The sequence below is a fragment of the Bittarella massiliensis (ex Durand et al. 2017) genome (genome assembly GCF_009876955.1).
Taxonomy (GTDB): domain Bacteria; phylum Bacillota; class Clostridia; order Oscillospirales; family Ruminococcaceae; genus Bittarella; species Bittarella massiliensis.
In genome coordinates, this window is the sequence record NZ_WWVY01000017.1 from 1 (window position 1) to 21,220 (window position 21,220).

A 21,220-nucleotide genomic window follows, 5' to 3' on the forward strand; every position below is an offset into this window, starting at 1 on the left:
AGATCTCCAGGGGGTCGCCCTCCCGGATGCGCAGGGTCCGGCGGATCTCCTTCGGGATCACCACCCGCCCCAAATCGTCGATTCTCCTCACAATTCCCGTTGCCTTCATCTGGCTTTTCCTCCCATGTCAAAACTGGCGTTATCCGCGGCGCCTCCTGGCGTCTGCGGGAAATTTCACATTGCTAGTATTTGCACGGCAGGTTATTTTATGCCAAAATCCCTTCCTCGCGCAGACGAAAGCAGGCCATTTTTTTCCGGCGAAAAAATGGCCTGCTCTCCTGATCGAACAGTTAGGCAAAAATCATGGGCGCCACCACCCCGGCCAGCACCACCGAGGCCACGCTCACGGTGGTCACCCCGGCGATGAGCATTTTGGGCAGCACGTAGTCGGTGAGTCGCTGCACCTCCTGCTCGGTGTAGTCGCCGCCGTCGGTGACCCCCTGGACGACCTCCATGGCCACCGTGTAGGTGATGGGGTAGCCGAACATGCAGGAGAAGCCAGCCGCGATGGAGAGGGCGGGGCTCCATTTGAAGAGTTTCCCCACCACCATCGAGAAGACAGTGATGCCCAGCGCCGAAATCAGCAACATCCCGAAGACCGGCACCAGGATGCTGGCAAACTGGGAGAAGGACATGGTCAAAAAGCTGACCGAGCAGTAGGCGTAGGTGGCCAGCAGGATCACCCCGTCGCCCCCCGCTTTGGCGAGGGCGTTTTTGTCCACCACGCCGGTGGCCGAGGCCAGCGCCCCGAAGAGGAGATAGACGATGGTGGCGTTGAGGCCGGTGGCCGAGGCGGCCAGTTCGGCCAGCCCCGCCACCAAGGCCAGGCGGGCAAAGTGGGCGAAGGGGCTGTCCAGCCCTTTAGGGGTCTTGGGGAGGAAGTGGAGGTCGATGCGGCGGCCGCCCTCCTCGGCGGCCCGCTTCAGGTTGCCCTCAGAAGCGTACTTGGTGGCCGCCTTTTTCAGGCAGAAGGAGGAGATGGGCAGGCCGATGATCACCTGCAGGGCGTTGACCGCCGCCACATAGGAGGCCACGTCGGGCCGGCCGGCGGCGGTGGCCGCGTCGCTGGTGATGATGGTGGCCACCACCCCGCCGGAGACCGGGGGCAGCGCCGAGAGGGCCAGTTCCCGGCCAAAGATGAGCTGGCCCAGGGTGAAGCCCAGCACCAGAATGCCGATCACTGCCGCCAGGGCCACCAGGATGGTCCTCCACTCCTTTTTCAGCTCGTTGAGGTCCAGGGTGGAGCCCAGGTTGGTGAGGATCAGCCCCATGCCGAAGGTGGGGATGATGGCGTTGAGGCCAGAGGTGTCCATCAAGTCGGCGGGCAGCACCTTGAGCACGCCGCCGAAGAGCACGAAGAGCACGATGGCGACGATGAAGGCGGAGATGATGCCCTTGGTTTTGCGGGCCACCAGGTCGCCCAGGGCAAAGACGATGGCGACCACGGCAAAGGCCAGAATGGGGGTAAAGGTCATGGTGTTCAGTCCTCCTCAAAAATTGGTTTCAGATGTTTGCGGTCGGGCGTTTCTCCCCGCCATCGAAACACCGGCAAGACCCCGGCGGCGCGGACGTTCATCCCTCTCTCCCCCTTCTCTTCCGGGCCCTGGAGGCCCGACTCGACAGATGCGGTGGCGGCGGTCCTTTGCCGGGCGAGAGCGCGTTTGCGGCCCCTTTTTGCGGCCGCCCCATCGACATTTCCCCGGCAATAAAAAATCCCCTGTCCCAGCAATTTCTGCTGGGACAGGGGAAACACTCTCCTGCGGTACCACCCAAATTGGCGTCTAAACGCCCACTCGCTCCGCACACCACCATGTGCGCTCCCTTGATAACGGGTGGAGTTCCCGTCGGGCACTACTCGGCCGTCCGCCTTTCGTCCCGCCCTCATGAGTCCATTCAGTCCGGCGCCTTGCCCGCTGCGCTCTCACCGCCCGCAGCTCTCTGGAAGGGAGCACTCCGCACCTACTCTTCTCAATCAACGGTTTTCTAGAATATGGTGTCATTCTACTCCGCCCCCGCCGTCTTGTCAAGGGGGAAAATCGTCCTCTTTGGCGCCCGCCGCCCGGTGGGGCGGAACGGACGGCCCTGCTCCAAGAGGGCCGCACCGCAGGGGCCTGGGGGAACACAAGCGGCTTGGGCGAAGGGGAGAAAAAAGCGACCACCCGATTCTCACTGCACCGGCTCCGGGAAGGAGCTGCTCCGAACGCCCCCAAGGGCCCCACCGGAGCGGGCCTGCAACTGGGCGGGGGGGAAAGGAGTTTACCCCAAGCGCCTCCCGGAGGCGAGACGGCGAAACGGGGCGGCCAAGGAGGTGGCGGTCCTTTGGCCGCCCCGGCACATCGGCAGCGCACTGCCTCCTCTGCGCCGGTCTCCCCCACACCCCGCCCCAATGCGGTTGGGGGACCACCTGCAAAAAATGCGCCGGATGGGATTTTTCCGGCGCACTGCCGGAATAAAATTTGTAGAAAAGGGTGGAATCGTCTCCTCCTGCCCGATACGCCCGACCTGTCGAGTGCACGGTAGAAAGGGTGGGACCGTCTTTCCAGAGCCGTCTGCGCCATGTCAACACTATGCCGTCCCCTACGCCCTGGCTTGATGCGACCAGGGCACACCTACAAAAAAGCGCACTGGGAGAGGATTTCCCGGCGCGCTGCTTGATTTGGACTTATGAGAGGGGCAAGGTTGTCCCCCCTTACTTGAAAATATCCCCCCATAGGGCGCACAGTGGAGAGGAGGCGGGGCCGCCCTGCTCTCCAGTTCCGTTCGCACTGCGCCCGGCAGCGTGTCGGCCCCCATACCCCGACTTGATGCATTCAGGGCACCCCCACAAAAAAGCACGCCGGGAGAAATCCTCCCGGCGCGCTGTTGGATTTGAATTTACGAGAGGGGTGGGACCGTCTCCTCCTGCCCGGAAACGCTCACCCCGTCGGGTGTGCAGTAGAGGGGGGGCGTGGCCGTCTTTCCCTCCAGGGCCGCCCGCACCGCGTCGGCCACCTCCTGTCGGGAGGTGCCGGCCGCCACGGTGAGTTCCCCCACCTTGGTGCCGTTGGGCACGCCGGTCTCCCCCACGTCCACGTAGAGCCGATCGGCCTTTAGGGCCCGGTAGTCCACCCCGTTTACCTGTTCGGCCAACATCCAGGGACTGGCCGGGTAGTAGAGGCTCAACTCGGCCCCCGAGCCCTTGGCGCTCTGGGCGATCCCATCGAGGGAGGCCTGCAGCGCCTGCTGGGCGGTGGTGCCGCCGGAGAGGCCGTAGCCCGCGTCCTTCAGGAAGGTGGCCACCGGGTAGGTGGCGTCGGCGAGGATGATCTCCTTGACCCCCTTCTGCCCCAGTTCGGCGCACAGGGCCTTCAGGTAGGTCTGGGCGCTCTGCGCGTTGGGGTTGAGCCAGGGCTTGCCCCCGGCCTGGGCGGTGTTGTCCAGCCAGAGGACCCCCGCCTGGTTTTTGTAGAGGACCGCCGCGGTCTTGTCGTAGCGGGAGACCAGGGGATCTTTAAAGGCCGACAGCTGGGCCGCCACCTCGATCCCCTTTTCGGAAAAGGCGCTGACCACCCGGTCCAGGTCGATGCCGTCGGCCGCCACGGCCCCGGCTGCCTGAGCGGTGGCCACCCCGGTGTTGTAGTGCACCATCCCCTCGCTGTCCTTGAGGGGGAGCACCGCCCGGGTGACCCCGGCGGCTTCCAGCCGCTGGGCGGTCTCGGCAATCTTGGCCTCGTCGGCGAGGTCGCTCAGGGAGACCCTGGCGTAGACGGGCGCCTTCTCCTCCTGGGGCGGCGTCTCCTCCTCGCCGGTCTGGCCCGGGTCCTGCGCCGGTTGGGAAGTGGGCGGCTTCTCCCCAGTGTAGACGCCGTTTAGGAAGTTGACCAGGGGGCGGTAGGCGGCAAAGCCCACAAAGGCGAGCACCACCAACACCGCACCCCAGATGGCGATATTTCGGATCAGGTTTCGGTTGCTGCTGCGGTAGATCTTATCGTAGCGCTTGATTTTGTATCGCTTCGCCATCCGCCTGACTCCCTCCTTTTTGCCCGCTGTTCGGGCGCTGTGATCAGCCGTGATAAGTATACACCATTTTTTTGACGAGGTGTGCAAAATGCAAAAGGGTTTAAAAAAATTTCATAAATTGGCCGTATGCTGGCCCCATTTCGCCCTTTTTCCCTAAAAACTCAGCTGGTAGCCGGTGAACCCGTAGATGCAGAGGCTGAGGATGCCGATGTAGAGCAGCGTCACCGGCAGCCCCTGAAAGGAGGCGGGGACACTGCGGTTTTTCAGCTTTCTCTGCCCCTCGGCCACAATGAGGGTGGCCAGGGTGTAGCCCGCGCCGCTGCCCAGGCAGAAGCCGACGGTCTGGGGCAGGGAGAACACCTGCCCGGAACAGAGCATCAATGTGCCCAGCACGGCGCTGTTGAAGGTGGCCAGGTGAAAGTGGGGGCGCACCTTGACCTGCCATTTGACAAAGCGGGGAAAGCGGATGCGGCGGGCGATCCCCGACAGGGCAAAATAGACCGCCACCATGCATAGGATGAACAGGAGCGGCTTGTAGATGTAGGCGTTGACGTCCTGTTGCAGGGGGAAACTCACCAGATAGGTGAGCAGCGAGGTGAGGGTGACCGAGAGGGTGGTCAGGCAGCCAAAGGTGACCATGGCCCCCATGTCGTCCACCAGCAGCAGCGTCCGCTCCACCCCCAGGCTGCGGGAGAAGAGGGCGTTCTCTGCAAAGATGGCCAGAATGACCGAAACCAGCATGTTTGCTGCGACCTGTGCCATGGCTTACTTCCCCTCCTTTTTGTTGATCCAGTGGCGGAAGCTGTTGTTGAGAAAGCGAAAGCCCGCCGCCAGCACGGCGATGAGGAAGAACCCGAAGAAGGGCAGGGCGATGGAGCGGGAGACCGGCACCACCCCTTTGAGGGTGATCCCCCAGAGCCGCCCGTAGGCCAGCACCTCCCGCAGGGCGCCCACCACGCAGACCACCAGGGTGAAGCCCAGCCAGGTGCAAAAGAGGTCCAAAAAGGTGTAGCGGTCCACCCCGAAATGGGTGTAGGAGCTGCACTTGGTCACCACAATCGAGTCCACGATCAGGATGGGCAGATAGATGCCCACACTGGTGGAGACAAAGGGAAACATCTGTGACAGCCCGTAGGCCACCGGCACAAAGAGCAGGGCCCCCAACAGCGCCGTGAGGATGGTGCGGTAGACCGCGTCCACCTTTTTAAAGAGCAGGCTGCCCAGGAGGATGGTGGGCACCACCACCCCCAAAAAGCCCAGGGAGAGGATGACCCCCGCCTTGAGCGACTGGGTGGCCACGATGGCCGGCGCCAAGGCCAGCCCCTGCATCAAAATCGGGTTTTGGGAGAAGACCCCGTCCACCCGGCCCAGGTCCTCCTGGTGGCGGCCGAAAAAGAGGCGGCCCCGCCCCTTCCAGGCGCGAAAGCGCCGCTTGAATTTGCTCACAGTTGCTTCACTCCTTTCCGCGCCGTCACTGGGAGATCATCCGCAGGCCGCTGTTTCGGTTTTGGAACCAGGCCACCTTGCGGTCGATGAAGGCGGCCATGGCATTGGAGGCGATGGCGGCAAAGCAGACCCCCATCTCAAAGGCGCCGTAGTAGCGAAAGAGCATGGTGATCACCCCGAAGAGGGCCCCGTAGATCAGCCGGGACAGGGGCTGCTTGGGGGCGGTGATGGGGTCGGTGACCACGAAGAAGGCCGCAAAGACCAGGGTGCCCGAGAGCAGTTCCAGACAGGCCGCGTCCAGCCGGGTGGTGTGCAGCCGGGGGAAGAGGTAGGAAAAGAGGGCGCAGGCGCCCAAAAAGGAGACCGGCAGCCGCCAGTCGACCGCCTTTTTTACAAAGAGGTAGACCGCCCCCGAGAGGACCACCAGCGTCCCCACCGCGCCCAGGGGGCCGGGGTAGTTGCCGATGAGGAATTCCATCTTCTCCACAAAGGGCACCCCGCCGATCTTCATGGTCTTGAGGGGGGAGTCCACCAGCACCGAGGTCTTTTGCAGGATCAGCGGCACGTTGGTGAAGGGCAGGGGGTAGGAGAACATCAGCTCCGGCCAGAAGAGGGCCAGGAAAGCCCCGCCTACCGCCGCGGGGTTGAAGATGTTGTTGCCGTAGCCGCCAAAGGCGTTTTTGGCCAGCACAATGGCCACAAAGACACCCACCACCGCCAGCCAATAGGGGGCGCTGGCGGGGAGGAACATCACCAAAATGGCGCCGGTGACCATCCCCGAGATGTCGTGGCGGTCAAAGCGCTCCTGCCGCATCCGGGCGGTGAGGGCGTCAAAGAGATAGGAGAACGCCATCGACACCGCCAGCAGGAGGAGGGGGCGAAGGCCGTAGGTGATCACATTCATGAGGAAGATGGGCAGCATTGCGATGAGCACGTCTTTGGACAGCGCATACCGCCGGTAGAGGGGGGAGGACCGATCCATGGGGGACTCCTTTCCGGTTGTGAGAAATGGGGGATGGGACAGCCATGACCATTGAGAGGATAGACGCCGACCGCTGGAAGATCGCCCTGGAGGCCGCCGAGTTGCGGGCCCTGCAGATCGGCGAGGGCTGGCGGCCCGAGGGGGAACCGGCACGACAGGCCATCGCCCGGCTGCTGGCGCGCATTCAGCGGGCCACCGGGCTGGCCCCACTGCGGCCGGAGGCGCTCTCGGTCGAGCTGCGCCGCCAGGGCGAGGGGGCGGAACTCTACCTCACCGGGCTGGCGTCGGGCGCGCCGCCCCAGTTGTGGGAGTTTGCGAGCCTGTCCCACCTGGCGCAGGGGTGCGCGGCGCTGCTGCGCCAGGCCGGTCCGGGGCGCTTTGAGAGCGCCCTCTTCGCCCGCGAGGGCCGCTACCGGCTGCGGTTGGCCCCCTGCCGGGGGCAGTCGCCCCGCCCCCTCTCCCTGTTGGGGGAGTTCGGGCGGCTGCTGCCGCCGGGGGGCGTGGCCGACGCCGCCACCCGGGAGCACTGGCGGCCCTTGGCCGGGCAACAGGCGGTGGAGCAGCTGGCCCGGTTGGCCTGAAAGAGAGCGGGGGCAGGCGGGGGTCACCCCGCCCGCCCCCGCTTTTTGGCGCGCGAGAGGGCGATCAGAGGGCGCTCTCGCCGGCTGCCCGCAGGGCCCGCACCGCGGCGGTGCGGTCGGGTTTGCCGAAGATGGCCGAACCGGCCACCAGCACGTTGGCGCCGGCCGCCGTCACCAGCGGCGCGGTGCCCGCGTCGATGCCGCCGTCCACCTCGATGTCCAGGGAAAGCCCCAGCTCCTCGGCCTTTTTGCGGATGGCCTCGATTTTGGGGATCATGTCGCCCATGAACTTCTGCCCGCCGAAGCCGGGTTCCACCGTCATCACCAGCACCATGTCCAGCAGGTCCAGGTAGGGGAAGACCGCCTCGGCCGGGGTGCCGGGCTTGACCGACAGGGCCGCCTTGATGCCGTGGGACTTGATCTTGGCGATGGTCTCGCCCACATCGCTCTCGCTCTCCACGTGGAAGGTGATCAGGTCGCTGCCGGCGGCGGCAAAGTCGTCGATGTAGCGCAGCGGCTCGGAAATCATCAGGTGCACGTCGAAAAAGAGGTCGTTTTTCGGCCGCAGGCACTTGACGATGGGCGCCCCCAGGGTCAGGTTGGGGACAAAGTGGCCGTCCATCACGTCGATGTGCAGCATCTCGGCCCCGGCCTCTTTCATCTGGGCGCACTCGCTCTCCAGATTGGCAAAATCGCAGGACAGAATCGAAGGTGAAATTTTCAGCAAGGTGGGTAACCCCTTTCTGCAAGTCGCATTCATACAGATATATTGTATAACAAAACCGCCCGGCCGTCAATTTCGCCGCCCCTGCGGCCATTTCCTTTGCAATGGCTCGGGCGATGGTGTATGATAAAGTCGAAATCTGTGGGGATTTCCCACGCCATTAGGGAGGAATGACACGTGCAAAGGAGACAACTGGGCAACCTCGAACTCTCCACCCCGCTGCTGGGCTTCGGCACCATGCGCCTGCCCCTGCAGGAGGACAAGAAGACCGTTGACTTTGAGCGGGTGCAGCAGATGGTGGACTGCGCCATGGAAAACGGGGTCAACTACTTCGACACCGCCTACCCCTACCACGACGGCACCTCTGAGGAAAATGTGGGCCGCGCCCTGGCCAAATACCCCCGGGACAGCTACATCCTGGTGGACAAACTGCCCATCTGGGCCTGCAAAGAGAAAGAGGACATGCAGAAGGTCTTTGACACCCAGCTGGAGCGCTGCGGGGTCGACTGCTTCGACATCTACCTGCTGCACGCCGTCAGCCACGAGAACTACGACGACGCCGAGCGGCTGGGCGCCTACGACTTCATGCGCCGGATGCAGGCCGAGGGGAAGGTCCGCCACGTGGGCTTCTCCTTCCACGACTCCCCCGCCTTTTTGCAGCGGGTCCTCGCCTCCCACCGGTGGGACGTGGCCCAGATGCAGCTCAACTACGTGGACTGGTCTCTGCAGCACGCCGACGAGCAGTACCGCCTCTTCACCGAGGCCGGCGTCCCCCTCATCGTCATGGAGCCGGTGCGGGGCGGCTTTTTGGCCAAGCTGCCCGAGTCGGCGCAGGCCCCCCTGCGCGCCTGCCAGCCCGACTGGAGCGACGCCGCCTGGGCCCTGCGCTGGGTGGCAGACCACCCCAACGTGCGGGTCATCCTCAGCGGGATGTCCGATCTGGCGATGATGGAGGAGAACATCGACACCCTCAAAGACGCCGCCCCCCTCACCGAAGAGGAGGAGCGCGCCCTGGCCGAGTCCCTGGAGGAGCTGAGCAAGGTCACCGCCGTCCCCTGCACCGGCTGCCGCTACTGCATGCCCTGCCCCTTTGGGGTGGACATCCCCCGCATCTTCGCCCTCTACAACGACTACAAGCGGCACCAGAACCAGTTTTTGGTCAAATCCATGTACCAGCGCTTCACCCCCGCCGAAAATCGGGCCGACCAGTGCCGGCGCTGCGGGGCCTGCATGAAACACTGCCCCCAGCACATCGAGATCCCCGACCGGCTGGCCGAGATCCACGCCGAGATCCAGGGGCTGGAATAGAGGATTTTGCCCAAAAGAGCGGGGGCCGGCGAACATTCGCCGGCCCCCGCCATCTATCTCAACGAGGCCCCGCATGCCGGACCTCGACAGTCCCATCCTATGCCCCTTGTGGGGGGGCCGTTCGGCAAAAGAGTGGGGGGCGCCCGCACAGCGCCCCCCCCACTCTCCCTTTCCCCGGGCAAAAAGCCCCCTTGCAGGGCCCTTTGCGGGAAAAAGGGCGGTCAAAAAATCATTCAGCTCGCCTTGGAGCGGGTGGACTGGTTGGTGGTCGCGGGGGCGGGCACGTCCTCTTTGAGGGTCACCACCACCTCGAAGGTCTTGTCGGTGCCCGACTGCTGGGACCGGTAGATGGTCAGCTTCACCTCGTCGCCCGGCTTGCAGTTTTTCAGCTGGGCCTGCAGGGCCTCGTAGCTCTCGGTGCTCTCGCCGTTGAACTTGCGGATGATGTCCCCCGGCTGCACGCCGGTGCCCTCCAGGCTGCTGCCCTGATCGATGCTCTTGATGTAGAGGCCCTTGGGCAGCCCGTTGAGGCGGGAGGTGGTGTCGTTGATTTCGATGACCGTGACCCCCAGTTTCACCCGGTCCTTCACGTAGCCGTTTTGGATCAGCCCGTCGATGATGGGCTTGGCCTCGTTGATGGCGATGGCAAAGCCGATGCCCTCATACTCGGTCTTGGCGATCTTGGAGGAGTTGATCCCCACCACCTGGCCGTACATGTTCACCAGCGCCCCGCCGGAATTGCCGGGGTTGATGGCCGCGTCGGTCTGGATGCAGTGCAGCGAATAGCCGGTGGAGCTGCCCACCGTCCGGTTGACCGCCGAGACGATCCCCTTGGTGACGCTCCCGGCCAGGCTGGGCCCGCCCGGGTTGCCGATGGCCAGCACGTCCTCGCCCACCTTCATCTGGTCGGAGTTGCCAAACTCGGCGTAGGTCAGGTTCTGCGCCTCGATCTTCACCACCGCCAGGTCGGTCTTGGTATCCGTCCCCACCACCTTGCCGGTGTACTCCTCGTCGTTTTCCAGGGTGATGGTCAGGCCGACCGCCCCCTCCACCACGTGGGCGTTGGTGATGATGTAGCCGTCGGCGCTCATGATGATGCCCGAGCCGTAGGAGCTGGCCTCCACCGTGCTCTGCTGGCTGTAGACGGCGATCCCCACCACCGCCGGTTTCACCTTGGTGGCCACCTGCTCGGTGGTCATCTTCTCGCCGCTCTTGGTCTCGGCGCCGTCGTCCCCGTCCTCAGGGCGGTTTTGGATGGTCACCCCCGCCTGGGAGCTGCCCCCCTGGCCGCCGGAACCCTTTTGGGAGTTTTTGTAGAGGATATTGGCCCCCACCAAAATGCCGGAGAGGGCCAGCACGCAGCAGAGGATGACGGCAAAGGCCACCGCCCCCCTGCCCTTTTTGGGCTTTTTGTCCGGCCGCTTCCCCCCCAGGCCGCCGGGCGAGGCGTACCGGTCGGGGTCAAAGACAAAGGGCTGCGCCCCGCCCGGGACCGCCGGCCGGTAGGGGGAATAGGGGAACTGGCCGTCCCCCTGCGCGCCGCCGCCCGGGGGCGGGGTCTGGGGGCGGTAGCCGCCCGGTTGCTGCTGCCCATAGGGCCCGGGACCGGGAATGCTGGAGCCGCCCGGCCCGCCCGCGGGGGAAGCGCCGCCGGTCTCGTCCCGGGGCGTTTCGGGATTTTGTTGGTTATCAAACATGGAGAGGCCTCCTAATTTTGAATATTACGCCTTTGATTTTACCAATAGGATGTGACAGAACGGTGAAATCCCTTTAAATTTTTCTGTCCCCGTCCCCCGGGTCGGGGGCCTGCTGTCCCTCCGCCTCAGCGAGGGCGTCCGCCGGCTGGCCCTCCCGCCGGCCCTCGCCCTTGGCGGCCCGTTTGGCCCGCAGCGGTTTGGCCGCCGGCAGGGAGAAGCGGAATTCGGTGTACTCCCCCTCTTTGCTGCTGACCACGATGTCGCCGCCGTGGCGGTTGACGATGGTCTTGGCGATATAGAGGCCCAGCCCGACGCCCTTCTTGTCCAGTCCGCGGGAGCGGTCGGTCTTGTAGAAGCGGTCAAACACCTGTTGCAGCTGCTCTTTGGGGATCCCCTCGCCGCTGTTTCGCACCGCGGTGAAGGTATAGCCCCCCACCGTCTCAAAGCCGAAGGAGATGACGCCCCCCTCGTTGACAAACTTCACCGCGTTGTCCACCAGGTTGTAGATGACCTGGTGCACCAGGTCCCGGTCGCCCTCCACCATCACCTTGTCCACGTCCAGCCCCTCGATCTCGATGGACTTCTGCTCGATCTGCTGTTCAAAGGAGAGCAGGGCGGTGAAGATCACCTCGCAGATGTTGAAGGGGACGGTGTTGAGGGTCATCTCTCCGGCCTCGATCTTGGACACATTTAGCATGCCACTGACCAGCCGGGATAACCGCTTCACCTCGTTTGAGACCAGGCCCAGGTAGTGGTTTTGCCGCTCCGGGGGGATGGTCCCGTCCAAAATCCCGTCCACAAAGCCGCCGATGGTGGTCATGGGGGTCTTGAGCTCGTGGGAGACGTTGGCCACAAAGTTGCGCCGGGTCTGTTCCACCACCGCCAGGGAGGAGGACATGTTGTTGAGGGCCATGGCCAGTTGGCCCACCTCGTCGTCGGAGGTCACCGGCACCGTCTGCGAGAAGTCGCCCTGCCCGAAGCGGGCGGCGTAGCCGGCCATCTCCTTGAGGGGGGAGACCAGCCGCTTGGTGGTGTAGTAGATCACCGCGAAGGAGATGGCCAGCACCACCACCGCGGCGATGGCGAACATCCGCAGCACGTCCACCAAAAATTGCGAGAGTTCGTCCGCCGGCGAGGCGGCGAAGACATAGCCGATGATGTAGCCGTCGTCCCCGGTGATGGGCACGCTGACAATGTAGTGGGGGCGCTTGTAGATCTCCCCCAGCGTCCCCATTCCCCGGTAGCCCTTGGCCACGCTCGCCTGGGAGGATTTTTCCAGCACATCGGCGGGCACCCGGTAGGTGGTGTGGGCGCAGCGGGTCCCCTCGGTGCAGAGGACGGCGGCGCCGTTCACATCGGTCATGAAGAGGTCGGCGTCCTCCTGGGTGGAGATCAGCAGCCGGTAGCCCTGGCGCAGGGTGTCGAAGTCCAGCAGATAGGAGTTGCCGTCGCTGGTGGTCAGCCCCGAGCTGGTGCGCTCGGCCGCTCGCTGGGCGATGATCAGCAGTTGGTCCTGGCGCTCGTCCTTAAAGTACTGGGCCGACAGCCCCAAAAACACCGCCCCCAGCACCACGATGCTGACCAGCACCACCGACACACAGGTAAAAAAATACCGCTTGACTATCCCGTTTCGCACCTCGGCGCCCCTTTCCCGTCCAGTCGCAAAACGGGGGCCTTCCGCCCCCGTCCGCACCGCTTTTTTACGCGCTAGTCTTTCACTTCAAACTTGTAGCCGACGCCCCACACCGTCTTGACCGACCACTGGGCGGAGACGCCCTCCAGCTTTTCCCGCAGCCGCTTGATGTGCACGTCCACCGTGCGGGAGTCGCCGTAGTACTCAAACCCCCACACCTCGTCGAGCAACTGGTCGCGGGTGTACACCCGGTTGGGGTTGGAGGCCAGGTGGTAGAGCAGCTCCAGCTCTTTGGGCGGGGTGTCCACGATTTTTCCGTCCACCTTCAGCTCGTACCGGGTCAGGTTGACCACCAGCTTGTCGTAGCGCACCTCTTTCACGTCGGAGGCCTGGGCACGGGTGCCGGTGCGCCGCAGCACTGCCTTGATGCGGGCCACGATCTCCTTGGACTCAAAGGGCTTGACCACATAGTCGTCGGCCCCCAGTTCCAGCCCCAGCACCTTGTCAAAGGTCTCGCCCTTGGCGGTGAGCATGATGATGGGCACGTCGGAGGACTTGCGGATCTCCCGGCAGACCTGCCAGCCGTCGAGTTCGGGCATCATCACGTCCAGCACGATCAGGCAGGGGGCCTCCTCCTCAAAGAGTTTCAGGGCCTGTTTGCCGTCGTAGGCCACAACGGTCTGATAGCCCTCTTTGTCGATATACAGTCGCAGCAGTTCACAGATGTTTTTGTCGTCGTCTACGACGAGAATCTTTTCCACGCGTAAATCCCCTCCGGTTTCTTTGCCGCCAGACAGCCGGGCCGCCCGACGCCTCACCTTCTATTTTTACATTATAGCGACTGCTCGGCGCGAAAGGTGAACAGTTTCTAAATGTTTGCCGCACGGCGCGGTGAGGGCGCCTATTTACCATTTATTATAGTACGGATCGGCGAAAGAAACCATATCATTTCCCCTGTTTTTTCCCCGCCGCAGCACTTTTTTGCGCCCCCTCCCCCCGCGGCGGGAAAAAAGGGCGGTCCGCCGCCCGGCAGACCGCCCTTTTGAGGCCAAAGGCCCTATTTTTTCTCCCTCTCGGCGCGCACCAGCAGCATCATCGGCCGGCGCAGCTCGTCGGCCATCCCCGGCACCTCCATCAGGCGGGGGTCGGGGCGGGGCTCCACCACCTCTTTGATGGCAAAGCCCGCCTGCAGCAGGGTGTTCAAATAGCTGGTGAGGGTGCGGTGGTACTTGGTGACCTCGCACCCCAGGAAGTGGGCGGTGCGCCGCCCCTCGTCAAAGTAGCGGTCCACCGGCCAGTGTCGGGGGTTGCCCTCCCCGTCGCAGCACCACTCCTGACTGCCCTCGGCGGTGAAGACCGGGTGCTCGCAGGAGAAGACAAAGCTCCCCCCCTCCGCCAGGCAGTCGTAGACGGCGCGGCAGACCGGGGCAAAGTCCTCCACATAGTGCAGGGCCAGCGAGCTGAGCACCAGGTCAAAGGAGCCGGGGGCGAAGTCCATCTCCTCCATGGCCATCCGCCGGTACTGGATGCGGGGGTCGGCGTTTCGCTCCCTCGCCCCGGCCAACATCTTTTCGGACAGGTCGGTGCCCAGCACCGACGCCGCCCCCTGGTCGGCCGCGTACTTGCAGTGCCAGCCAAAGCCGCAGCCCAGATCCAGCACCCGCTTGCCCGCCAGCGCGGGCAGCATCCGCCGCAGCTCGTGCCATTCGCCGGCCGCCGACAGCCCCTCCACCGAGCGGGGGAAGTGGCTGTACTGTTCAAAAAAAGTCTGGTCGTCGTAGTGGTTCTCTTTCATCTTGTAAATCTCCTTGTCTCTCTTCGCGCCCCCGTCCGGCCTGCCTGCGGCGGGGCGCAAAAAAGCCGCCGGCAGGGCGCTGTCGGCGGCAACCATCCACCCGTCGGCGGGCAACACCAACAGACGGGTGCGCCTTCGCACCCGCCGGGCTGCCTGATCGCCGACGAGAGGGGGAGGGCGCTTTTCAGCCCTCCATCAAAGCTCCGAACAGCGTCTCATCGCTTTCCATCTGCACGGAGCGGCTTTTCCTTCTCATTTCCAGGGTCCAAATGGCGCACATTCGCCGTCCCTCCCTTTCCCCTTTACCATACCTCGGCGTCCCCCCTTCTGTCAACTGCAAAAAGGGGCGGCAAATTCGCGCGGGGGCATTTCCACCGGGCGGCCATTTGTGCTATACTGTTAAAAGCGCCGGGCGGCGGGGGCCCTGCCCCCCCAAAACCGCCCAAATGGAATAATAGTGAGGGATCTGCACGTGAAACTGGGAATCGTGGGTCTGCCCAACGTGGGCAAAAGCACCCTTTTCAACGCCATTACAAACGCCGGGGCCGAGTCGGCCAACTACCCCTTCTGCACCATCGAGCCCAACGTGGGGATGGTGGCCGTCCCCGACAAGCGGCTGGACAAGCTCGCCGAGATGTACCAGCCCGACAAGTTCACCCCCGCCACCATCGAGTTTGTCGACATCGCCGGGCTGGTGAAGGGCGCCTCCAAGGGCGAGGGGCTGGGCAACAAGTTCCTCTCCCACATCCGCGAGGTGGACGCCATCGTCCACGTGGTGCGCTGCTTTGAGAGCGGCGACATCGTCCACGTCGACGGCAGTGTCGACCCCCTGCGGGACGTGGAGACCATCAACCTGGAGCTGATCTTCTCCGACCTCGACATCGTCGAGCGCCGCATCCAAAAGGCCCAGAAACTGGCCAAGGGCGACAGGGCCTACGCCGCCGAGGCCCAGCTGCTGGAGCGGCTGAAGGCCCACCTGGAAGAGGGCAAGCGGGCATCGGTCTTCCCCTGCGAACCGGAGGAGAAGGCCCTCATCGACGCCATGGGCCTGCTCTCGGACAAGCCGGTCATCTACGTGGGCAACATGAGCGAGGACGACTTCATCGGCGACATCTCGAACAACGAGAACTACCAGAAGCTCTGCGCCCTGGCCCAGGGGGAGGGGGCCCTCTCCCTGCCCATCTGCGCCAAGATCGAGGAGGACATCGCCGACATGTCCGCCGAGGACAAGGCCCTCTTTTTGGGGGAGCTGGGGCTGGAGGAGTCGGGCCTCGACCGGCTCATCAAGGTCTGTTACGAGCTGCTGGGCCTCATCTCCTACCTGACCGCCGGCAAGCCCGAGGTCCGCGCCTGGACCATCAAAAAGGGCACCAAGGCCCCCCAGGCCGCCGGCAAGATCCACACCGACTTTGAGCGGGGGTTCATCCGCGCCGAGGTGGTGGCCTTTGACGACCTCATCGCCCAGGGCAGCATGGCCGCCTGCAAGGAAAAGGGGCTGGTCCGCTCCGAGGGGAAGGAGTACGTGATGCAGGATGGGGACGTGGTCCTCTTCCGCTTCAACGTCTGAGTCCGGGCCCCATTTGACAAACCGGCAGGGCGCCGCTATAATAAATCCATTCCGCCGGCAGTTCGTGTGCCGGTGGCCAAACCAGACCGCTGGTGTCAAATCGCCGACGGGGAAAAAGCCCATCCAAGCGCCTTCAGAGAGCCGTGGCAGGTGTGAGCACGGCGGCGAGCGGGGTGGGGTCAGTCGCCCCCGAGAGGGCGGGTGAACGGGGCGCGCCCCCCAGTAGTCCGCCACGGCAGGCCCCGTTATCGGCCGGGGATGTGTTTGCATCCCGCAGAGTTGGGCGCTCTTTGCGCCAAGTTGGGTGGTACCGCAGGAACCTTTTGTCCTGCCCCTTCACGTCGCCGTGAAGGGGCGGGACTTTTTTGCGTTCTCCGCAGGGGGACCGAATCAACAAAGGAGTGTGAAACAACATGGACAAGAAAAAAACGGGCCGCGGCCACTTCACCGGCTCCCTGGGCTTTGTCATGGCCGCCGCGGGGTCGGCCATCGGCCTGGGAAACCTCTGGAAGTTCCCCTATGTGGCGGGCATCTCGGGGGGCGGGCTCTTCATCGTCTTCTACCTGATCTTCGCCCTGGTGCTGGGCATCCCCATCATGCTCTCCGAGATGGCGGTGGGCCGCAAGACCCAGCTCAACGCCATCGGCGCCTTCCGCAGCATCGACAAGAAGTGGTCCTTCGTCGGGGTGCTGGAGATCGCCTGCGCCTTCATCATCCTCTCCTATTACAGCGTGGTGGGGGGCTGGGTGATGAAGTACATCGGCAGCTACCTCACCGGCGCCAACGTCTCCGACGGGGCGGCGTTCGACACCTTTGTCTCCTCCCCGGTGCAGCCGGTCATCTGGCACCTGCTGTTCATGGCGGTGACCGTGGTCGTGGTCATCGGCGGGGTGCAAAAGGGGATCGAGACCTGCAGCAAATGGCTGCTCCCCCTCCTCTTTGTCCTCCTCATCGGGGTGGTGGTGCGCTCGGTGACCCTGCCCGGTTCGATGGAAGGGCTCAAGTTCCTCTTTGTCCCCGACACCGCCCTCCTCTCCGACCCCAAAGCCCTGATCGACTCCATCGTGTTGGCCATGGGACAGGTCTTTTTCAGCCTCAGTCTGGGGCTGGGCATCGCCATCACCTACGGCAGCTACCTGAAAAAGGACACCAACATCACCAAGGACACCTGCACCGTGGTGGGGCTGGACACCCTGATGGCCCTACTGGCGGGGATGGCCATCATGCCCGCCGTCTTCAGCTTTGGGATGGAGCCCACCGGAGGCCCCGGCCTCATCTTCAAAACTCTGCCGGCGGTCTTTGATTCCATGCCCCTGGGGCGGTTCTTCGGGCTGGCCTTCTTCTTTTTGGTCTTTATCGCCGCCCTCACCAGCGCCATTGCCCTGCTGGAGGTGGTCACTTCCTTCTTCATTGACACCTTCCACTGGCGCCGCCGCACCGCCACCCTGGTGATGGGCGGGCTGATGGCCCTCATCGGGGTCTTTGCCAGCCTCTCCATGGGCCCCCTCTCCGGCTTCACCATCGGGGGGATGAACCTGTTTGACGCCATGGGCTTTCTCACCGACAAGATCCTCATGCCCCTGGCCGCCCTGGCCACCTGCCTCTTTGTGGGCCACGTCTGGGGGGTGGGCAAGGTGACCGAGGAGGTGGAGCGCTGCGGCAAGCGGTTTGCCATCCGCCGCGTCTACGGCTTCCTCATCCGCTGGGTGGCGCCCACCCTCATCGCCGTCATCTTCGTCATGGGGCTCATCGGGGGGTGATCCCCCCTTCCCCAAAAGCCCCTGCGCCCTTTGCTGAGTGTGCATAAGGCAGTATCCTGAAAACACGCAGAAACCGGCATTGCAGGGTAGAAATGAGAGTACGGATCGAAGGGTTCGTACTCTTTTTCTGTATATGCCGTTAAAACTGCAATCGGTACATTGGTTTTTCCTGAGAATCTTCTGTAGAATGAAAATATCATAAAACACAGGAGGTTTTTACGATGAAAAGCATTTATGAAGAAGCAGGCGGCACATATACTTGGCAAGGCGATTATGAACTTCCCAATTTGATAATACCGCCCGAAAAAGAAATTGAAATCGGAGTTTGGGGACAGCGACACCGGCGATATTTGAAACAGTATCACAAAATTCGGTATTACAATCTGCTGACCGCCGGAACGCTGAACGGACATCTGGCGGAGATAGAGCAGCAGGCGGAGCGGATGTTTCAATCGCTTGTATCCGCACTTTCTAATCAGGAAAATGTCACGGAAAAGCTGAAAGCCAATCATCCTATGGAGTGGGTGCAAAAGATGAACAGCATCCGAAACCGAGCCACTGAAATCGTCAACAGCGAGTTGATTTACATATGAAAGAACAGAAATTTCATCTTTATCTTTCGGAGGCTGAGCGCAGATTTCTTGTCCAAAATCTCCTTTGGCTTCAGAACAAACTGCGGCAGGAAGGGCGTTATACCGACGCTGTAGATGATTTAATTATCAAGCTTTCAAAAGCAAAGCCAAAGAAAATCAGGGTAACATAGAACAAACCGGAGAAAGCATCATCGCCTTCTCCGGTTTTTCTGTATCATCTTAGCGAGCAGACTGTTTGTATCCTCATTCGGCTACAAACAGTGATTCTCGTTAGGGCATTGCCCTAAGACCCGATATTGCTTGTTGTAATTTGCATTATGAGCAGTTTCAAGATGGAACGGTGAAATGTATTGAAGATGAAATACCGTTTGAAATACCTGAGTCGTGGGAATGGTGCAGATTTTTAAGTGGCTTCATAATAAATCCTCGTAATTCTATACAAGACAACATTGAGGTTTCATTTATTCCAATGCCGTTAATACAAGAGGGTTACACCAATAATCACAAATCAGAAATTAGGTTATGGAAAAAAGTAAAAACTGGATACACACATTTTGCTGAGAACGATATTGCTATTGCTAAAATAACACCTTGCTTTGAAAATAAAAAATCTGTGGTTTTTAAAAATCTTTCAAATGGCTATGGGGCAGGAACAACCGAATTGCACATTATCCGAACTTTAGAAAACACTGTGCTACCCGAATATGTTTTGTGGTATATTAAGCGAGATGATTTTATTTCAGATGGGATTAATGCATTTTCAGGTGCAGTAGGACAAAAAAGAATTGGTAGAGAATTTATAGAACAATACTTAATTCCATTACCTCCTGTTTCAGAGCAAGAAAAAATTCTTGAAGCTATACACACAGCATTTATGAGCATCGATAGTATTGAGTGTTCTTACACAAAACTCAATGCTTTAATAACTATTGCTAAATCCAAAATTCTTGACCTTGCTATTCGTGGCAAGCTTGTACCGCAAGACCCGAATGACGAGCCTGCTTCCGTACTTTTAGAACGCATAAAGGCTGAAAAAGAAGAACTTATCAAACAGGGCAAAATCAAGCGGGACAAGAAGGAATCCGTCATCTTTAAAGGTGAGGATAACTCTTATTATCGAATTGTTGGAAAATCAGCAGAAGAATGTGAAAATTTACCGTTTGATTTACCTCAAGGTTGGCAGTGGACAAGCTTAGGGCAATACAGCGAAAAGGTGACCGACCAAGTTGCAAGCGGAAGTTTTGCTTCCTTAAGAGCCAATGTTGTATCATTCAAAGAACCAGATTACGCTATAATGGTTAAAACAGCAGATTTTTCAAACAATTTCACCAAAAATCTTACTTATACCGATAAACACGGTTATGAGTTTCTTGAAAATTCAAATTTATTTGGAGGCGAACTCATTTTAAGCAATATAGGTTCTATTGGAAAAGTGTTCATAGTTCCCGACTTAAAAAGAAAAATGACTTTAGCACCTAACTCGGTGATGATACGATTGACAAATGATGAATATAGAGATTATCTGTATTATTTTTTACAATCACCAACAGGTTACAAAGAACTCAAGGCAATTTCTACAGGTGTAGCGATGCTGAAATTTAACAAAACTGATTTAAAAACCATTTATCTCCCAGTACCACCACTTGCCGAACAAAAGAGAATTGTAGAAACGATAGAAACAATCTTCACACAGCTAGATGAAATAGAAAATTCCATAGCATAAGATCAGCCGTCCTCAAAAACGAGGGCGGCTTCGGTTTTTACCAAGTTACAATTTTGTCTACTAATGCTTGCTGTTCACTGGCGGTACGCCGCAGATATATACGGGTAGTTTCAATACTTTCGTGACCCATTAAGTCAGCAAGCAAAGCGATATCGTTATATTTTTCAAGAAAATTTTTAGCATATCTGTGTCGGAAGGAATGGGGATAGACTACTTTTTTATCCAGCCCATACTTATCGGCATAGTTCTTTAATTGTTGGGATATTCCACGGGTTGTGATTCTTTCACCATATCTGTTGAGAAACAAATAGCCGGAGGAACGGTGTGTTTCCTCCAGCCATTCTAGAGTCTCTGTTCTTAATTTTTTCGGTATGTATAATCGTCGTAATTTACCGCCTTTAGTATATAGATCGAAATATCCAATTTCAACATGTTCGATCTTAATCTGTATCAGTTCGCTTACTCTGGCACCGGTGGCAGCCAAATACCAGACAACAAAATACCATTCCATGTTTCCGTCTTTCTTCAGCTGCTTTTTCAGAAATTTATAATCAGCATTGCTGATAACATTTTCCAAAAAATTTTTTTGCTGGACTTTGACTGCTTTGAGTTGTAAGCGCTCTTTGTGGAGATACTCAAGATATTTGTTAATTCCTTGAATTCGGAGATTAACTGTTTTCGGTTTAAAAAATTCCATTAGAAATCCTTTATAAGCTAAAAGGTTTTCCTTGTTTACTCCGTCATAGTGGGCGTTATAGAAATCGACAGTCCACAGATACGAAGTAATGGTGTTCTCCGAAAGATTTCCCTTTCTCAAGTATTCTTCAAATGTGTTTTGCGTCTTCATAATAAGACACCTCCGTAAAATTATTCTGCGGTTTTCCGCAGGTATATTATAACGGAGATGGTGTGAAGTTCTCTTATTATGAGAAGTATGGCGAAAAATTACCTGCTGGTTGGGTCGTAACTAACTTTGAAAGCTTGTTGGAATATGAACAACCGACAAAATATATTGTAAGAAGTACAAATTATAAATCTTCTTACAAGACACCCGTTTTGACCGCTGGGAAATCTTTTATACTCGGTTATACAAATGAAGCAAACAATATCTTTAACGACTTGCCGGTAATTATTTTTGATGACTTTACAACAGAGAGTAAATTTGTAGATTTCCCATTTAAGGTTAAATCATCTGCAATAAAAATTTTGCATATAAATACAGATTTAATTTTACCAAAATATGCATTTTATCTGATGCAGACGACAGAAATTGACCACGAGAATCATCAAAGATATTGGATTTCCACATATAGTCAGAAAGAAATTGCTTTACCGCCACTAAAGGAACAGGAAAGAATATTATCCAAGTTAGAGCAATATTTTTCTTTATTAGATCAAATACAGTAATTAAT

At 59.5% G+C, this 21,220-nt stretch carries 19 protein-coding genes and 1 other annotated feature; of the genes, 7 read left to right on the forward strand and 12 right to left on the reverse strand.

Annotation, left to right across the window (positions count from 1 at the left end; genetic code table 11):
* The 6 genes from GT748_RS13625 to GT748_RS13650 all read right to left on the reverse strand — a co-directional run.
* On the reverse strand, positions 1-109 hold a 109-nt coding region (locus GT748_RS13625), incomplete at its 3' end, for an AbrB/MazE/SpoVT family DNA-binding domain-containing protein (protein ID WP_161222362.1).
* 181 nt (positions 110-290) lie between these two features.
* A complete protein-coding gene (locus GT748_RS13630; RefSeq protein WP_021658656.1) occupies positions 291-1,475 on the reverse strand; it encodes a hypothetical protein in 1,185 nt (394 codons plus the stop codon).
* Positions 1,476-1,733: 258 nt separating this feature from the next.
* Positions 1,734-1,985 (reverse strand) — a binding site (T-box leader).
* A gap of 889 nt (positions 1,986-2,874) precedes the next feature.
* The gene (locus tag GT748_RS13635) at positions 2,875-3,999 is read right to left on the reverse strand and encodes a putative glycoside hydrolase (RefSeq protein ID WP_021658658.1); all 1,125 of its coding nucleotides are present in this window, start codon (positions 3,997-3,999) and stop codon (positions 2,875-2,877) included.
* Between the two features lie 153 nt (positions 4,000-4,152).
* Positions 4,153-4,761 (reverse strand): Rnf-Nqr domain containing protein, encoded by a 609-nt coding sequence (locus tag GT748_RS13640; protein WP_021658659.1) that lies wholly within the window; start codon positions 4,759-4,761, stop codon positions 4,153-4,155.
* A gap of 3 nt (positions 4,762-4,764) precedes the next feature.
* Positions 4,765-5,445, reverse strand: coding sequence for an Rnf-Nqr domain containing protein (locus GT748_RS13645; protein WP_021658660.1), 681 nt, complete (start codon positions 5,443-5,445; stop codon positions 4,765-4,767).
* A gap of 25 nt (positions 5,446-5,470) precedes the next feature.
* Positions 5,471-6,427 (reverse strand): RnfABCDGE type electron transport complex subunit D, encoded by a 957-nt coding sequence (locus tag GT748_RS13650; RefSeq protein WP_021658661.1) that lies wholly within the window; start codon positions 6,425-6,427, stop codon positions 5,471-5,473.
* A 44-nt stretch (positions 6,428-6,471) separates the two neighbouring features.
* Between GT748_RS13650 and GT748_RS13655 the strand changes: the two genes are divergently transcribed.
* A complete protein-coding gene (locus tag GT748_RS13655) occupies positions 6,472-7,008 on the forward strand; it encodes a hypothetical protein (protein WP_044992098.1) in 537 nt (178 codons plus the stop codon).
* A 64-nt stretch (positions 7,009-7,072) separates the two neighbouring features.
* Here the strand turns inward: GT748_RS13655 and rpe are convergent, their stop codons facing one another.
* Positions 7,073-7,735 (reverse strand): ribulose-phosphate 3-epimerase, encoded by a 663-nt coding sequence (gene rpe, locus GT748_RS13660; protein WP_143161636.1) that lies wholly within the window; start codon positions 7,733-7,735, stop codon positions 7,073-7,075.
* A 174-nt stretch (positions 7,736-7,909) separates the two neighbouring features.
* Here rpe and GT748_RS13665 point away from each other — a divergent pair, with 174 nt between their 5' ends.
* The gene (locus GT748_RS13665) at positions 7,910-9,040 is read left to right on the forward strand and encodes an aldo/keto reductase (protein WP_021659055.1); all 1,131 of its coding nucleotides are present in this window, start codon (positions 7,910-7,912) and stop codon (positions 9,038-9,040) included.
* 233 nt (positions 9,041-9,273) lie between these two features.
* Here GT748_RS13665 and GT748_RS13670 read toward each other — a convergent pair whose 3' ends face one another.
* From GT748_RS13670 to GT748_RS13685, 4 genes are all read right to left on the reverse strand, one after another.
* Positions 9,274-10,737: a S1C family serine protease gene (locus tag GT748_RS13670; RefSeq protein WP_161213545.1), complete on the reverse strand. Its 1,464-nt coding sequence runs from the start codon at positions 10,735-10,737 to the stop codon at positions 9,274-9,276.
* Between the two features lie 73 nt (positions 10,738-10,810).
* Positions 10,811-12,373, reverse strand: coding sequence for a sensor histidine kinase (locus GT748_RS15625; RefSeq protein ID WP_052537649.1), 1,563 nt, complete (start codon positions 12,371-12,373; stop codon positions 10,811-10,813).
* A 71-nt stretch (positions 12,374-12,444) separates the two neighbouring features.
* Complete coding sequence (locus GT748_RS13680; RefSeq protein WP_021659545.1) at positions 12,445-13,131, reverse strand: response regulator transcription factor; 687 nt, start codon at positions 13,129-13,131, stop codon at positions 12,445-12,447.
* 296 nt (positions 13,132-13,427) lie between these two features.
* Positions 13,428-14,165, reverse strand: a complete 738-nt coding sequence (locus GT748_RS13685; protein WP_044992618.1) for a class I SAM-dependent methyltransferase — start codon at positions 14,163-14,165, stop codon at positions 13,428-13,430.
* A gap of 472 nt (positions 14,166-14,637) precedes the next feature.
* Between GT748_RS13685 and ychF the strand changes: the two genes are divergently transcribed.
* The 4 genes from ychF (at position 14,638) to GT748_RS13705 (ending at position 19,808) form a co-directional block, all read left to right on the forward strand.
* Complete coding sequence (gene ychF, locus GT748_RS13690; RefSeq protein WP_044992606.1) at positions 14,638-15,732, forward strand: redox-regulated ATPase YchF; 1,095 nt, start codon at positions 14,638-14,640, stop codon at positions 15,730-15,732.
* A 413-nt stretch (positions 15,733-16,145) separates the two neighbouring features.
* Complete coding sequence (locus GT748_RS13695; RefSeq protein ID WP_021659540.1) at positions 16,146-17,492, forward strand: sodium-dependent transporter; 1,347 nt, start codon at positions 16,146-16,148, stop codon at positions 17,490-17,492.
* A 221-nt stretch (positions 17,493-17,713) separates the two neighbouring features.
* Positions 17,714-18,085, forward strand: coding sequence for a TnpV protein (locus tag GT748_RS13700; protein ID WP_161213544.1), 372 nt, complete (start codon positions 17,714-17,716; stop codon positions 18,083-18,085).
* Between the two features lie 340 nt (positions 18,086-18,425).
* The gene (locus tag GT748_RS13705) at positions 18,426-19,808 is read left to right on the forward strand and encodes a restriction endonuclease subunit S (protein ID WP_161222363.1); all 1,383 of its coding nucleotides are present in this window, start codon (positions 18,426-18,428) and stop codon (positions 19,806-19,808) included.
* 37 nt (positions 19,809-19,845) lie between these two features.
* Here GT748_RS13705 and GT748_RS13710 read toward each other — a convergent pair whose 3' ends face one another.
* Complete coding sequence (locus GT748_RS13710; protein ID WP_161213542.1) at positions 19,846-20,655, reverse strand: tyrosine-type recombinase/integrase; 810 nt, start codon at positions 20,653-20,655, stop codon at positions 19,846-19,848.
* A 62-nt stretch (positions 20,656-20,717) separates the two neighbouring features.
* Between GT748_RS13710 and GT748_RS13715 the strand changes: the two genes are divergently transcribed.
* Positions 20,718-21,215, forward strand: coding sequence for a restriction endonuclease subunit S (locus GT748_RS13715; protein ID WP_161222364.1), 498 nt, complete (start codon positions 20,718-20,720; stop codon positions 21,213-21,215).
* Positions 21,216-21,220: the final 5 nt, after the last annotated feature.